9 protein-coding genes, 1 tRNA gene and 2 pseudogenes are annotated in these 13620 nt (G+C 55.6%); 4 read left to right on the forward strand and 8 right to left on the reverse strand.

The genetic code is table 11. From position 1 onward, the window contains the following. The first annotated feature begins 7 nt into the window (after nucleotides 1–7). Complete coding sequence (locus R0140_RS18050) at nucleotides 8–841, forward strand: helix-turn-helix transcriptional regulator (RefSeq protein WP_023297344.1); 834 nt, start codon at nucleotides 8–10, stop codon at nucleotides 839–841. Here R0140_RS18050 and R0140_RS18055 read toward each other — a convergent pair. The 4 genes from R0140_RS18055 to R0140_RS18070 form a co-directional block, all read right to left on the reverse strand. After that, nucleotides 838–1758 carry a GGDEF domain-containing protein gene (locus tag R0140_RS18055; protein WP_008805910.1) on the reverse strand — a complete coding sequence of 307 codons (921 nt, stop codon included), beginning with the start codon at nucleotides 1756–1758 and terminating at the stop codon, nucleotides 838–840. The two genes, R0140_RS18050 and R0140_RS18055, sit on opposite strands and share 4 nt — an antisense overlap. Nucleotides 1759–2001: 243 nt before the next feature. Continuing rightward, the gene (locus R0140_RS18060; RefSeq protein ID WP_004179253.1) at nucleotides 2002–3030 is read right to left on the reverse strand and encodes an ABC transporter ATP-binding protein; all 1029 of its coding nucleotides are present in this window, start codon (nucleotides 3028–3030) and stop codon (nucleotides 2002–2004) included. A gap of 1 nt (nucleotide 3031) precedes the next feature. Beyond that, nucleotides 3032–4606 (reverse strand): ABC transporter permease, encoded by a 1575-nt coding sequence (locus tag R0140_RS18065; protein ID WP_008805909.1) that lies wholly within the window; start codon nucleotides 4604–4606, stop codon nucleotides 3032–3034. 21 nt (nucleotides 4607–4627) lie between these two features. After that, nucleotides 4628–5644 (reverse strand): iron ABC transporter substrate-binding protein, encoded by a 1017-nt coding sequence (locus R0140_RS18070; protein WP_004179245.1) that lies wholly within the window; start codon nucleotides 5642–5644, stop codon nucleotides 4628–4630. 402 nt (nucleotides 5645–6046) lie between these two features. Here R0140_RS18070 and R0140_RS18075 point away from each other — a divergent pair. Continuing rightward, nucleotides 6047–6652: pseudogene (locus R0140_RS18075) on the forward strand (CSS-motif domain-containing protein); the annotation flags it as partial. A gap of 216 nt (nucleotides 6653–6868) precedes the next feature. Continuing rightward, nucleotides 6869–7582 (forward strand): annotated as a pseudogene (locus R0140_RS18080) (EAL domain-containing protein); the annotation flags it as partial. Between the two features lie 38 nt (nucleotides 7583–7620). On the opposite strand, the gene R0140_RS18085 reads toward R0140_RS18080, so the two are convergent. The 4 genes from R0140_RS18085 to R0140_RS18100 all read right to left on the reverse strand — a co-directional run bounded on the left by R0140_RS18085 (nucleotide 7621) and on the right by R0140_RS18100 (nucleotide 12614). Then, entirely contained in the window at nucleotides 7621–7959 is a 339-nt protein-coding gene (locus tag R0140_RS18085) for an STAS domain-containing protein (RefSeq protein WP_012968602.1), read from the reverse strand. 64 nt (nucleotides 7960–8023) lie between these two features. Then, nucleotides 8024–10450: a glycogen/starch/alpha-glucan phosphorylase gene (locus R0140_RS18090; RefSeq protein ID WP_099216978.1), complete on the reverse strand. Its 2427-nt coding sequence runs from the start codon at nucleotides 10448–10450 to the stop codon at nucleotides 8024–8026. Between the two features lie 303 nt (nucleotides 10451–10753). Then, a tRNA-Ser gene (locus R0140_RS18095) sits at nucleotides 10754–10841 on the reverse strand. A gap of 147 nt (nucleotides 10842–10988) precedes the next feature. Then, nucleotides 10989–12614: an ABC transporter substrate-binding protein gene (locus R0140_RS18100; protein ID WP_032753966.1), complete on the reverse strand. Its 1626-nt coding sequence runs from the start codon at nucleotides 12612–12614 to the stop codon at nucleotides 10989–10991. 268 nt (nucleotides 12615–12882) lie between these two features. Here R0140_RS18100 and yccA point away from each other — a divergent pair, with 268 nt between their 5' ends. Further along, nucleotides 12883–13542 carry an FtsH protease modulator YccA gene (gene yccA / locus R0140_RS18105; RefSeq protein WP_002898458.1) on the forward strand — a complete coding sequence of 220 codons (660 nt, stop codon included), beginning with the start codon at nucleotides 12883–12885 and terminating at the stop codon, nucleotides 13540–13542. The last annotated feature ends 78 nt before the right edge of the window (nucleotides 13543–13620 follow it).

Below are 13620 nucleotides of genomic sequence, written 5' to 3' on the forward strand. Positions count from 1 at the left end.
GCAAAGAATGATTGAAGATCTGCCGGATATACTGCATCGGTTAATCGGTCAAAAAGATCACTTACAGGTGAGATTTCCTGAGCCGGATATCTCCGTGCCTGCCCTCGCCTTCAACGTGCCGTTTCCGCGTCTGGAAATTGTGCTGGAGGGCCAACTGAATGAACAGGGACTGCCGCTGGCGGCCTCGACGTTAACCACGCTGCAGGTACTGTACGTGCAGGCGGGGAAGTGGACGCTGCCGCAGTGGACCGGTCCGGCCACTACCCTGAGCATTCTGTTTGGTCGGCAGAAACTGGGATTCAGTATTCAGCGCTGGGACGGAAAAAGCCTGTACACGGAAAAACAGAGCGTTTCCCGGCTTGGGCCGCGCGTGGGTTCCTACCTGTTGCTGAGCCTGAATGAAGTCAGCCTGCAGCCCGATCCGCTGACCGCGCGACTGGTGATCGCCGCGCTGCTGAGTCATTGTCGTGAACAGCTGGTCGGGCTGGAGATGCGCGTCAGCCGCAGCCGGGATCTGTTTCTCGCCGTCCAGGACTACCTCGAGGAAAATCTCAGTCTACCGCTGACGCGGGAATCGGTAGCCAAACGTTTTCACATCACGCCCAACTATCTTTCGCATATTTTTCAGAAATCAGGCTCGGTGGGATTTAATGAATATCTGACCCGTGTCCGTCTGGAAAAGGCGAAGCAGCTATTGCGCGGCTATGACCTGAAGGTGAAAGAGATTGCGCACAATTGCGGCTTTGTCGACAGCAACTATTTTTGCCGGGTTTTTAAACGCTACACAGAACGCTCGCCATCGGAGTATCGGCGACACTGCCGTAGCGCGCAGCAGGCCTAACCTGCCGCACCGGCAGATGGCGCCCACTCCACGCGGCCGCGGCCGTTATGCTTGGCCTTGTACAGCGCCTCGTCGACTTTACGGATAAACGTCTCCTGCGCTTCGCCTGGCCGCCAGGTTCCGACGCCAATGCTGATCGACAGCGGCGTCTGATGATTGATCAGGATGGTGCGAGCGTTAGCAAGGATCGACTGCGCCAGAGCGTGCAGCTCGGGCTCCGACAGGCCATCGACGATAATGGCGAACTCTTCCCCACCGATCCGCGCCGGCTGGACCTGCTCGCTGGTTAGTTTCGCCAGCTGTTTCCCCAGCGAAAATAACACTTCATCCCCCACCAGGTGGCCCCAGCTATCGTTGATTTTCTTAAAAAAATCGATATCCAGAATCATGAGTCCCAGCGCATGCCCGGACTTCTCGCGAATGGTATCAATGAAAAAACGCCGGTTGGGTAACTGGGTCAGTTCATCCTTCAGGGATTGCGAGCGCGCATCGACGTACAGCAAATTGATTCGCTCAATAATTTTGTAGACCCCCACCACGGTCAGCAGCATCCCGGAGAGGCGCAGCAGATCTTCGCAGTAGTAGCCCATCCAGCGCGGCTGAACCACGATCTCATCCATCACATCAAAGGTGCCGCCGGCAATCCACAACAGCAGCCCATAGCGTACCCAGTTGACGGCAATGTGGCTCATCCGCACCTTCGCCGAGCTCCACAGCATAAACACCAGAAACAACAACGCCAGCAGATCGATATAGAGGCCGGGGTTAGTCAGGATCTCGTGTCGTGTACCGACCGGAGGCGACACCAGGGCGCAGCCGACAGCAACAGCGACGATAACCAGCAGCGCAGGCAGGAGCGTCACCCGGGCCACAGCGGCCGGGCCGGGGCGATTCGCAGGAGTATGGAGTTCAGGCATAGCGGTGTCTCATGGTAACAACAGGGCCGATCGCGAGACAGGATAACAGTTAAGCGTAGCGGGACGAATGAAAAAGCGACGGTTCGGTAAAATGGCGGGAACTGGACTGACCCCGCGGAATTGTTCCAACGTACTACCACTCCATGGCGACGAGGTCAGTGGCGCGGATACTAGCGGCTTCATCCGCCATCTAATTAGCTTTCCGTGCGGCGCCGTCGATAGCCGGCGCCGCCTGCTCAGGGATTAGCCGCTAAACACTCGCGCCTTGCCGCTGACCGTCAGTCTCACCATCGCGCCGGGCTGCCACGCCGGCTGGCTCACGGTTCGCAGGACAATCGGCCGCTCGTGCCCAGCCATCGACAGCGTCAACGTGGAAAGCTGGCCTGAGAAATCGACATCGCGGATAATGGCGGTACTTTCCTGCGGCCCGCTCACACTGACGCTCAGCTGTTCCGGACGCAGCATCACCCTACCTTCGCCAGCAGGATGCAGTGCGTCCGTCGCCAGGTCCCCCAGCGCGCAGCTTGCCCGGCCGGGGCTAAGGCGTGCGGGGAGGATCAGGGCATCGCCAAGAAATAACGCCGTCTCTTCATCCACCGGCTGCGAGTAAACCGTCAGCGGGGTTCCAACCTGGGCGAAGCGCCCCTGACGCATTACCGCCACCTGCGTAGCGAACGACAGCGCCTCGTTCTGGTCATGAGTCACCAGAATCGAGGCGATCCCCGTCTCGGCCAGCAGGTCCGCCGTCGCTTTGCGTGTGCTGGCGCGCAGCCCGGTATCCAGTGCAGAAAACGGCTCATCCAGCAGCATCAGCGCCGGCTGCTGAGCCAGCGCGCGGGCCAGGGCAACACGCTGCTGCTGGCCACCGGAAATTTCGTGTGGCCAGTGACTCGCCAGACCAGCGTCGAGGGCGACCATCTCCATTAGCGCCCCCACGCGGCGACGCTTCTCCTCACGGCTGGCGTCGAGTCCCCAGGCGATATTGTCCGCAACATTAAGATGAGGAAACAGCGCCCCTTCCTGCGGAACATAGCCGATCCGTCGCTGGTGGGCGGGGACAAACACACCGTCGGCAAACAGAGACTTACCGTGCATGACGATCCGCCCGCGATCGGGCGTTTCAAAACCGGCGAGAATGCGCAGCAACGTGGTCTTCCCCGAGCCGGACGGACCAACAATGGCCGTCCGGCTCCCCGGCGCTACGGTCAGATTGAGATTATCGAGGACCAGCGCATCAGCGAAGGATTTCGAAATAGAAGACAATTCCAGCATGTTACAACCCTGCCATTTTTTTCGACTGCATATAAAGAACCGCGGTCAGCGGCAGCGAAATGACGATCATCAATAGCGCGTACGGTGCCGCCGCTACGTAGTCGATCTCACTGGTTAACGCCCAGAAACCGGTCGACAAGGTGCGGGTGCCTAACGGCGAAAGCAGTAGTGTGGCGGTGAGCTCATTGCTGACGCCAAGGAACACCAGCGCGGCACCTGCGGCCGCGCCCGGCGCGGCAAGCCGCATAGTGATACTCCACAGGGCGCGGGCCGGACTGCGTCCGAGACTACGGGCAACGTTTTCCAGCTCCACCGGCGCCTGCGCGATACCGGCGCGCAGGTTAATCAGCGCACGCGGCATAAACATCAACAGATAGGCCAGAAACAGCGTCACTTCGGTCTGGTACACCGGACGGGCGTAGTGGATGGTGACCGTCACCAGCGCCAGCGCGGTGACGATGCCGGGCAGCGAGCTGGTGATGTAATTACACCCCTCCAGCAGGCGGAACAGCGGGCGCGGATAGCGCACGCCGAGCCACGCAATGGGGATCGCGCAAACCGTTGTCAGCAGCGCCCCGCCCGCCCCCAGGAGCAGGGTCTGGCGCAGAGAATGCCAGAGATCGGCATGCAGCCAGTTGTCGATGCCGCCCAGCCATAGCCAGCGGCACAGGACCAGTAAGGGAACCCCCATCGCCAGCATCACCAGCAGCAGAAGCAGTAGCTGCGCGCCAAAAGCGGCCCCTTTACCCAGCACAAGCCGCTTCTGCTCGCGGGCCGCCCCGGCGCCGATACGCGCGTAACGCGCTTTACCGCGTGAGGCGCTCTCAAGCAGCAGGATCGCCAGGCAGCACAAGGCCAGCACGCCTGCCAGCATATTGGCGGCCGGACCGCTGAAGGTCGACTGGAACTGATCGTAAATAGCGGTCGTGAAGGTATCGAAGCGGATCATCACATACAGGCCATATTCCGCCAGCAGATGCAGGGCCACCAGCAGCGCACCGCCGCAGATTGCCAGACGCAGCTGCGGGAGCACCACCCGGAAGAACACTTTCCACGGCGGCGTGCCCAGCGACGCGGCGACATCTTCAAGGGTGGGATCGAGGCGGCGCAGCACGGCCGCCACCGGCATATAAATAAACGGATAGTAGGCGAGCACCGAGAGAAACACCCCGGCGGAGAGGCCATGCAGCGAAGGCACGGCACTGACCCAGGCGTAGCTCTGGACAAAGGCCGGGATCGCCAGCGGGGCTACCGCCAGCGCCGACCACAGCTGCCGACCGGCAAGGGCAGTACGTTCCGTCAGCCAGGCCAGCGTCACGCCGAGCACAATGCTGATGGGGACCGCCAGCACCGTCAGCCACAGGGTATTGCTGAGCAGCTCCCCTACCCGCGGACGAAAGACCAGCGCTTTAATGGTCGGCCAGCCGGTGTCGAACCCAACCGCCACCACAAACCCTAACGGCAACAGCGCCAGCAATGAAAACAGCAGCGCTAACGCCACCATCGGAAATGCAGGACGCCTGCGCTCGGGCAGGCGTCCTGTTTTCTTTCCGAGCGACAAACTCAGAACAGACATAGCAACATCACTTCCTCAGGATCAGAGCAGGCCAGCCTGCGTCATCAGCTCAATGACCTTTTTACTGTTCAGCGAGGAAGGTTCTACCTTCGGTGCATCCAGGTCTTTCAGCGGGGTCAGTTTCGGGTTAGAGGCCGCATCTACCCCCACGGCATATTCGAAGGCGTTATTGGTGCGCAGTGCATCCTGCCCCTGCTTGCCGGTGATCCATTTAATAAAGGCCTGCGCCTGCGCCTTATGTTTGCTGGAAGCCAGCACACCGCCTCCGGAAATGCTGACGAAGGCGCCCGGATCCTGGTGTTTGAAGTAATACAGTTGGGTGTTTTTACTGTTTTCGCCGGTTTTTGACTGATCGACGAAGCGGTAGTAGTGGTAGATCACCCCGCCGTCGATCTGTCCGGCGTTGACCGCTTTCATCACCGTGCTGTTGCCTTTATAGGCGACAAAGTTGGTTTTCATCGCCTTCAGCCAGTCGAGAGTCGCCTGCTCACCCTTCAGCGCCAGCATCGCGCTGACGATAGCCTGGAAATCAGCCCCCGATGGCGAAGCCGCCCAGCGCCCTTTCCACTCCGGTTTTGCCAGATCCATCAGGGAATGCGGCAGCTGCGCCTCGCTGATTTTCGCCGGGTTGTAGACAAAAACGGTGCTGCGCGCGGCAATGCCGATCCAGCGCCCATGCTGCGGACGGTACTGCGCCGGAACCTGCTGCAGGGTGGCGGCATCCAGCGGGGCGAAAAGTTTGGCATTATCGACCAGCACCATCGACGGCGAGTTCTCGGTCAGAAACACATCGGCCGGCGACGCGGAGCCTTCCTGAACCAGCTGATTACCCAGTTCACTGTCATCGCCATTGCGCAGCGTGACCTTAATACCGGTCTCTTTGGTGAATCCATCCACCCACGACTTCACCAGATTTTCGTGCTGGGCGTTGTAAACCACAATCCCGTTCTGAGCGTCAGCCGCCATCCCCTGCGGCGCCAGAAACAGAGAAGCGGCAACCAGCGCTGCCGTACGGAGGGGCGATAAGCGAAATTTCATGAACGCATCCTTAATGAAATAGGGCAATAAACGGTAAATAGCCTGAGCGGAGAGGATTAAATCACAGCAAAAAAAGAATGATAATGAAAACAATTATCATAAACTTAAAAAAGCAAAAAATAGCGCCGGTCGGTTATTAGGGATTAGAAAATGCTTAAAACCATCCACTCCCGAAATTTAGATTAAGAAAACATTAAGCTGCGATTTTTTTATTACCTTCGTGACAGAACAGCCGCCTCTGCACGTTATCTGCGGTCTTTGCTGGCGGGTATTGTGATACTGATCATGTTTTTAATATGCGCCGTCATCACGAAAGATATCCCCCTTCTACGATCATTAAAAAGCCTTTACCGTCAGAGGGATGATTAACTTTATGCACACTCACCCTGGCACGCACGATAAATGAAAGAGATAAAGCGGCGAAACGCATGGATTGCCTTTTCCCTGGCGCTGGTGGTGTTTCTTGCTGGCGTGTTCGTCATTAACTGGCAACTGTGGCATTCGGACCAGGCGACTCATGTCGCGGCCGCCCGTCAGGCGGCGAAAAAGATCGCAGCCATTCTGGATGAGGCCCATGCGGCGACGGCCACGGCGCTGAACGTTAGCCGCAGCGGTTGCTCTGGTCAGGGTCAATTTCAGCTCGGAACGGAGGCCGCCCTGCAGCCTCATCTGCGCACTATTCTGCTGATAAAAGATGGCCAGGTGTGGTGCTCATCACTCCCCGGCAACCGAGTCCTGACGCTCCATCCGGAATCCTTGCCTGATGAGAAGCTGCAGCTGCTGCCCGCCAGGATGATGGTTAACAAGCGGCCGGTGCTGATCTATCATACGCGTTCAGCGCAGGTGAGAGTCATTGTCAGTATCAGCGACATCCATTTGCGCGATGCCTTGTATAGCGATGAGGATAACGCCGGACTGGCGCTCTCGGTCAACCATCAGATGATCGCCAGATATGGCGATGTGGGGCCGCTGAAAGCCAGCCCGCATCAGGATATATTTAGCTCACCGGACTACCCGTTTCGCATTATCTATCCCGAGTCGCCTTTTTTTAGCCCCAGTCGCTTATTTCAAAATGGCTTCGGTCTGCTGATTTTCATTTTCTCTGTCTCGCTATTATTTTATTTCCTGCTGCGCAAATACCTGAATGTCTATACCTCTGAAGAAGAAAACCTGCGCTACGCCATCGCCCAGGGGTATATCGTTCCCTTCTACCAGCCCGTCGTGAATGGGAAAACGGGGGAGATATACGGTGTGGAAATTCTCGCCCGCTGGAAAAATGCTACCACACAGCGGCGTTCGCCCGCGGAATTTATTCCACTGGCCGAACGTACCGGCTTAATTATCCCGCTGACCCGCAGCCTGATGGCGCAGGTCGCCGCCCAGATGAATCCCATCTTCAGTAAGCTGCCGGATGGGTTTCATATTGGCCTGAATATCAGCGTGTCACACATTAACGCCCCGTCGTTTATCGATGACTGCCTGCACTATCAGCGCGGCTTTGAGGGGAAAGCGGTGAAGCTGATGCTGGAGATCACGGAGCAGGAGCCGCTGTTGCTCAACGACGCGGTCGTGGACAAGCTCAATACGTTACACTCCCGCGGGTTTTCCATCGCGCTGGACGACTTTGGCACCGGCTATTCCGGGCTTTCCTGTCTCCACGAGCTGGTTTTCGACTATATCAAAATCGATCAGAGTTTTGTCGGCCGGGTAACCGGGGAGGCGCCGTCAAGCAAGCTGCTGGACTGCGTGATAGAGATGGCCCGGACGCTGTCACTGCGCATCATTGCCGAGGGTGTCGAAACCCAGGTCCAGCTGGAGTATCTCAATCGCCAGAATATTCATCTGCTGCAGGGCTACTATTTCTGGAAGCCGATGCCCTACGTCGCGCTGGTGATGCTCCTGCTGAGCAAACCGAAGGCGCGGATTGTCGAAGAATAAGCGAGCGACCCATCACCCGCGGGTCTGCACCAACGTCATCACTGAGTGAACGTGTTCAGCGCATCCTGTCGAGTCTCCTTAATAGAAAAGATGCGATCCATACGGGTGAGCTTAAACAGGTTTTTAATCGTGTCATTGAGCGAACACAGCACCAGCTCGCCCTGACCGTTGACGCTTTTCAGAATGGATACCAGCGCGCCAAGACAGCTACTGTCGATGAAATCGACGTGGCTCAGATCCAGCAGCACGTTTTTGGTATCCGGGTCGATAGCCTCCAGAACCTGCTGCTTAAACGCCTGCACGACGGAAGCATCCAGTCGGCGCACAAGAGGTACAATAATTTTTACGCCCTGCTCGGTATGTAATTCAACGTTCATGCTCATCCTCAATAGTGACTGATATCCGTCGACGAGTCCCTTTTTCGGCCGGCGTTTTCTCTCTTTAGCAGGTGATACCCCAAATATCCCGGGCGTAGCCACGTATGGTTCTGTCGCTGGAAAATTCTCCCATCCGACAAATATTGAGTAAGGCCCGACGGTGCCATTGTTCCGGCAGTTCAAAATCGGCCATCGCCTGCCGCTGGACCTGACAATAACTGTCGAAATCCAGTAAATGACAGTAATGATCGCCCTCAGTCAACATGTGGTGAAGTGGTGCAAACAGCTCACGATCGCTGGTGAACAACCCAGACACGAGGGTATCGACAACACGCGCCATAGCCGGGTTCTGATGATAGAAATCATGGTGATGCCCAAGGCGCCGGCTCTCTTCAATCTCTTCCGCCACGGCGCCAAACAGATAAAAATTATCGATCCCCACGGCCTCGCGGATTTCGATATTCGCCCCATCATAGGTGCCGATGGTTAACGCGCCGTTCATGGCAAACTTCATATTGCTGGTGCCGGACGCCTCGGTCCCGGCGGTGGAAATTTGCTCGGAGAGATCTGTGGCCGGAATGATTTTTTCCGCCAGCGAAACTTTATAATCTTCGAGGAAAACTACTTTAAGCTGCCCGGCAACCTGCGGGTCGCGGTTAATTTTTCGGGCGACGGTATTAATCAACTGAATAATCAGCTTCGCCATCCGATAGCCCGGCGCCGCTTTACCCGCAAACAAATGCACCTTAGGCGCGATAGTTTTCCCTGTCTCTTTGATATCCAGATAAAGCGCGATCACGTGAAGAATATTGAGTAACTGACGCTTATATTCATGAATACGTTTGACCTGACAATCATACATCGCCAGCGGATCGAGGACGATGCCATAGCGTTGAGCGACCAGCTGGCTGAGCGCGGTTTTGTTGGCAAATTTAATGGCCCGGATATTATCAATAACAGCAGTATCATCGGCCAGTCTTTCCAGACTGGACAGCAAGGGTAAATCGGTTGGCCACCCTTCCCCCAGCTGTTGGTGCAAAAAAGCGGCCAGGCCGGGGTTAGCCTGCTGCACCCAGCGTCGCGGCGTGACGCCGTTGGTTTGATTTATAAATTTCTCCGGGGTCATAAAATAGAAGTCAGGCACCAGTTGTTTCTTGACCAGTTCCGAATGCAGCCATGCTACCCCGTTCACGCGATGGCTACCGACAATCGCCAGATTGGCCATACGGATTTGCTTATCGTGATGTTCGTCGATTAAAGACAGCGAAGATAACAGATGATTTTTATCCGGCCAGCGCCGGGCTACCTCTTCAAGGAAGCGATGGTTGATCTCAAATATAATTTGCAAATGACGCGGCAGCAGTTTTTCAAACAGCGTCACCGGCCAGGTCTCCAGCGCTTCCGGCATCAACGTATGATTCGTGTAGGCACAGGTGTTTTGCGTTATCTCCCACGCCTGCTCCCAGGGCAGCCGGTATTCATCGACGAGGATACGCATCAGCTCCACCACCGCTAATGCCGGATGGGTGTCATTCAGCTGAATCGCCACATGCTGCGGCAGGAAAGTAATATCGTCATTAACCTCGGCATAGTCGCGAAATATATCCCGCAGCGTACAGGCCACCAGAAAATACTCTTGCGTCAGCCGCAGCTCTTTTCCGGTCAGCACCTCATCGGATGGATAGAGTATTTTTGAAATATTCTCCGACGCGATTTTATCACTCACCGCCTTGATATAATCACCGCGATTGAAAATATGGATATTAAAGGAGTCAGAGGCCACCGCGCTATAAAGCCGCAGCTTGTTGGTCGTCGTATCCCGGTAACCGGAAACGAAATAGTCATGGGGTATACCGACGATGGTTTTCCAACCCAGCCACATTGGATTGTAATTGCCATCAATATCTTCGCTGTGTTCAATATAGCCCCCCAGCGGGATCAGGATTTGCTGAGCATGGTGTTCGACCAGCCACGGGGAGTGCATGGAATGCCAGTCATCCGGATGCTCGATCTGCTGGTCATTTTGAAAGGATTGGCGAAAAAGGCCATATTCGTATTTGATGCCATGCCCGGATGCGGCAATATCAAGGGTAGCCATCGAATCGATAAAACAGGCGGCTAAGCGCCCTAACCCTCCGTTACCCAGCGCGGCGTCGGGCTCTTCGTCAAGAAGGTGGTCAAGATCAAACCCCAGGTCATTCACCACATGGTGCATCTCCGCCAGTAAATTCATATTCAAAAGGTTATTACGCAGCGACTGTCCCAGTAAAAATTCCATCGACAGATAGTAAACACGCTTTTTACGCTCTTCACGTTGCCGCGTCTGGCTCAACAAAAAATGATCCTGTTGAAAATGACGAATGGCCAGCGCCACCGCGTTAAAAATATCGCCATGCGTAGCTTTATTTAAGCTAACACACAATGTGTACTGTAATTGCTGTTCAACCAACGCCCGTAATTCTTTGATATTTTGCGGGTTAATGTCAGGCATGCTGACCTCTCTGGTCTCTGTATCTGCGTAAAAACCATGGCAGGTAAATCATCATTTTTCCAAGTATAGACGAAGATATTTTGCCGAATGGTTTTTATTCCTCAGCACCATTGCCGTTTATAACGAGAGGCTGAATAATTAAAATAACAACCATTTGCAATGGATTGATCGTCACCTTTTCGCCAGCGATAACGCTACAGACATGGCGGGTTTGCGGAGTCGGGAGGTGAAGGTGAAGTGCAGTCAGGACGGCTACAGGTAAAAGCAAGAAGGGGTTACCTTTCGGTAACCCCTTCTTTTATATGGCGGAAGCGCAGAGATTCGAACTCTGGAACCCTTTCGGGTCGCCGGTTTTCAAGACCGGTGCCTTCAACCGCTCGGCCACACTTCCGGTGTGAGGCGCACTATAAACACCTCGGCGGATGCTGTAAAGCACCATTTTGTTCAACTGCCTTAAAAACAAACAATTTTGTGTTATTCGTCTGAATTTCAGGCAGTTCGCACAGAAAATCAGCGCCCATGACCGCTATCCAGAGGGCTATTTTTTAATGTACATGTCTTTGGTGTAGTAATACCCCAGCTTATCCGGCGTGAAACCGCCCACCCTGGGTTTCACTAAATGGGTACGCACATAGTGATAGACCGGAATGGCGGGAACATCCTGCGCCAGCAGATCTTCCGCCTGCTGATAGTATTTGCCCCGGGTCGCTACGTCGGAGGCTTTCGCCGCATTGCGCAGGGCCTCATCGTAAGCCGGGTTGCTGTACTGACTGGTGTTCTCGCTATCACCGGTACGGAACGTATTGAGGAAAGTGGCGGCATCGTCGTAATCGGCGATCCAGGCATAGCGGACGGCGTCAAAGTTATGCGTATGCATGGTATCCAGCATCGTCTTCCACTCCTGGTTCTGCAGCTTCACCTCGACACCGAGGTTTTTCTTCCACATAGAGCTGGCGGCGATGGCGATACGCTGGTGCGACTCATAGGTGTTATACAGCAGGGTAAAGACCAATGGGTGACTGTCATCATACCCCGCCTGCACCAGCAGTTTTTTCGCCTCAGCAATCCGCTTCTCGCGCGGCCAGCTGGCGTAGTCCGGGTTGCGCAGCGTCACGCCACCGATATCCGGCTGGCTGATCACCCAGGCCGGTCGCTGCCCCTGGCCAAGCACTTTTCCGGCAATGATATCTTTATCAAGCGCCATATTCAGCGCGCGCCGCACGCGAGCGTCGTTAAACGGCGGCCGGGTAGTATTGAATTCGTAGTAATAGGTAGCCAGCTGCGGCGAAACGTCCAGCTGATCGCCCATGGTTTTCTGCAACTGCGCAAACTGATTGATCGGCACCGTATAAACAATATCGATCTCCCCCGCTTTGTAGCGGTTGACATCGGCAGCCTCCGAAGAGATGGGCAGGTAAGTCACTTTATTAATAACGGTGTGCGCATTATCCCAGTACTTCGCATTACGTTCAGCCACCAGCCGCTCATTCACCACCCATTGGGTCAGCTTATACGGGCCGCTGGTGACGATATGCTCTGGTCGGGTCCATTTATCGGCAAAACGCTCCACCAGCACTTTGTCGATCGGTACCAGCGAAGGGTGCGCCAGCATCGCCAGGAAAGCGGCATTCGGCTGGTTCAGAGTGACCTGCAGCGTGGAGTCGTTCAGCGCTTTCACCCCCAGCGTCTCGGGTCCCTGTTGCCCCAGGGCAATTTCGCGGGCGTTGGCGATATGCATATTGCCGGGATAGCTCGCATAGGGGGAAGCGGTGGCCGGCGAGACCAGCCGTTGCCAGCTCCAGACGATATCCTGCGCCGTGATGGCCGTGCCGTCGGACCAGGTCAGACCGGGGCGTAAATGGAAGGTCCATAACAGGTTGTCCTTGTTTTCCCAGCGCTCCGCCAGCCGGGGCTGGATCGCCCCCGCAGGCGTCACGCTGACCAGCCCTTCAAAGAGATCGCTAATGATGTTGAATTCAATGTCGCTCTCGACTTTATGCGGATCGAGTGAGGCAGGTTCACTGCCGTTATTTCTGACCAGCTCCTGCTTTTCCGCCAGCTGGGTGCCCGGCGGCACCTGTGCCGCCAGCGCCCCGCCGGTTATGACCATCAGACTCATTGCCAGGAACGTTCGCGTGATGTGATTGTTTTTGTGTAATGTCATTTCCCTTTGCCTTTAACGTACGGAGTTATTCCCCCTTCCACACTTAGTCGCAGAATTTCAATAAAGCAATATATTTCAGCAACCTATAAGATTTCGATCGGCTCACCGAAGCGAAACGCGAAAACATATCGCTTTTCCCAATCCATGTAGAATTTTATGCTGGACAAAAGCGGCAAAAGCTAAGTAAAGATGGGTAAAAGCATTAGGGCTTCACGCTTGTTTTTCTTATTCTTTATCCCTAATTACATCTGTCATAAGAGAGTGACTCATGGATCGCATAATTACATCATCGCGTGACCGTTCCTCGCTGCTCAGCACGCACAAGGTTCTGCGTAACACCTACTTCCTGCTCAGCCTGACGCTGGCGTTTTCCGCTATCACCGCCACCGCCAGCACGGTGCTGATGCTCCCTTCCCCGGGGCTGATTTTAACCCTCGTGGGGATGTACGGTCTGATGTTCCTGACCTACAAAACGGCGAATAAACCCACCGGGATTATTTCCGCCTTCGCTTTCACTGGGTTCCTCGGCTATATCCTTGGGCCGATGCTGAACGCGTACCTTTCTGCCGGCATGGGCGATTTGATCGGCCTGGCGCTGGGCGGCACCGCACTGGTCTTCTTCTGCTGCTCGGCCTACGTGCTGACGACGCGCAAAGATATGTCCTTCCTCGGCGGAATGCTGATGGCGGGCGTGGTGGTCGTCCTGATTGGTATGGTCGCTAACCTGTTCCTGCAGCTGCCGGCGCTTCATCTGGCGATTAGCGCGGTGTTCATCCTGATCTCTTCGGGTGCCATCCTGTTCGAGACCAGCAACATCATCCGCGGCGGTGAAACCAACTACATCCGCGCCACGGTCAGCCTGTATGTCTCGCTGTACAACATCTTTGTCAGCCTGCTGAGCATCCTGGGCTTCGCCAGCCGGGACTAACCGCTCCCCTGCTTCACCGAGGCCTCGCTTATGCGGGGCCTTTTTTTTTGCTACACTGCGGCCAGTTTCAGGCGGTAT

Origin of the sequence: Klebsiella sp. w6, from assembly GCF_033100215.1 — a bacterium.
In the GTDB taxonomy this organism is placed as follows: Bacteria; Pseudomonadota; Gammaproteobacteria; order Enterobacterales; family Enterobacteriaceae; genus Klebsiella; species Klebsiella variicola.

Excerpts from the sequence above, each read along its gene's own strand:
- R0140_RS18055 (WP_008805910.1), bottom strand. The coding sequence starts at position 1,758 with ATGCCTGAACTCCATACTCCTGCGAATCGCCCCGGCCCGGCCGCTGTG.
- R0140_RS18070 (WP_004179245.1), bottom strand. The coding sequence starts at position 5,644 with ATGAAATTTCGCTTATCGCCCCTCCGTACGGCAGCGCTGGTTGCCGCT.
- R0140_RS18060 (WP_004179253.1), bottom strand. The coding sequence starts at position 3,030 with ATGCTGGAATTGTCTTCTATTTCGAAATCCTTCGCTGATGCGCTGGTC.
- R0140_RS18100 (WP_032753966.1), bottom strand. The coding sequence starts at position 12,614 with ATGACATTACACAAAAACAATCACATCACGCGAACGTTCCTGGCAATG.
- R0140_RS18090 (WP_099216978.1), bottom strand. The coding sequence starts at position 10,450 with ATGCCTGACATTAACCCGCAAAATATCAAAGAATTACGGGCGTTGGTT.
- R0140_RS18085 (WP_012968602.1), bottom strand. The coding sequence starts at position 7,959 with ATGAACGTTGAATTACATACCGAGCAGGGCGTAAAAATTATTGTACCT.
- R0140_RS18065 (WP_008805909.1), bottom strand. The coding sequence starts at position 4,606 with ATGTCTGTTCTGAGTTTGTCGCTCGGAAAGAAAACAGGACGCCTGCCC.
- yccA (WP_002898458.1), top strand. The coding sequence starts at position 12,883 with ATGGATCGCATAATTACATCATCGCGTGACCGTTCCTCGCTGCTCAGC.
- R0140_RS18050 (WP_023297344.1), top strand. The coding sequence starts at position 8 with ATGATTGAAGATCTGCCGGATATACTGCATCGGTTAATCGGTCAAAAA.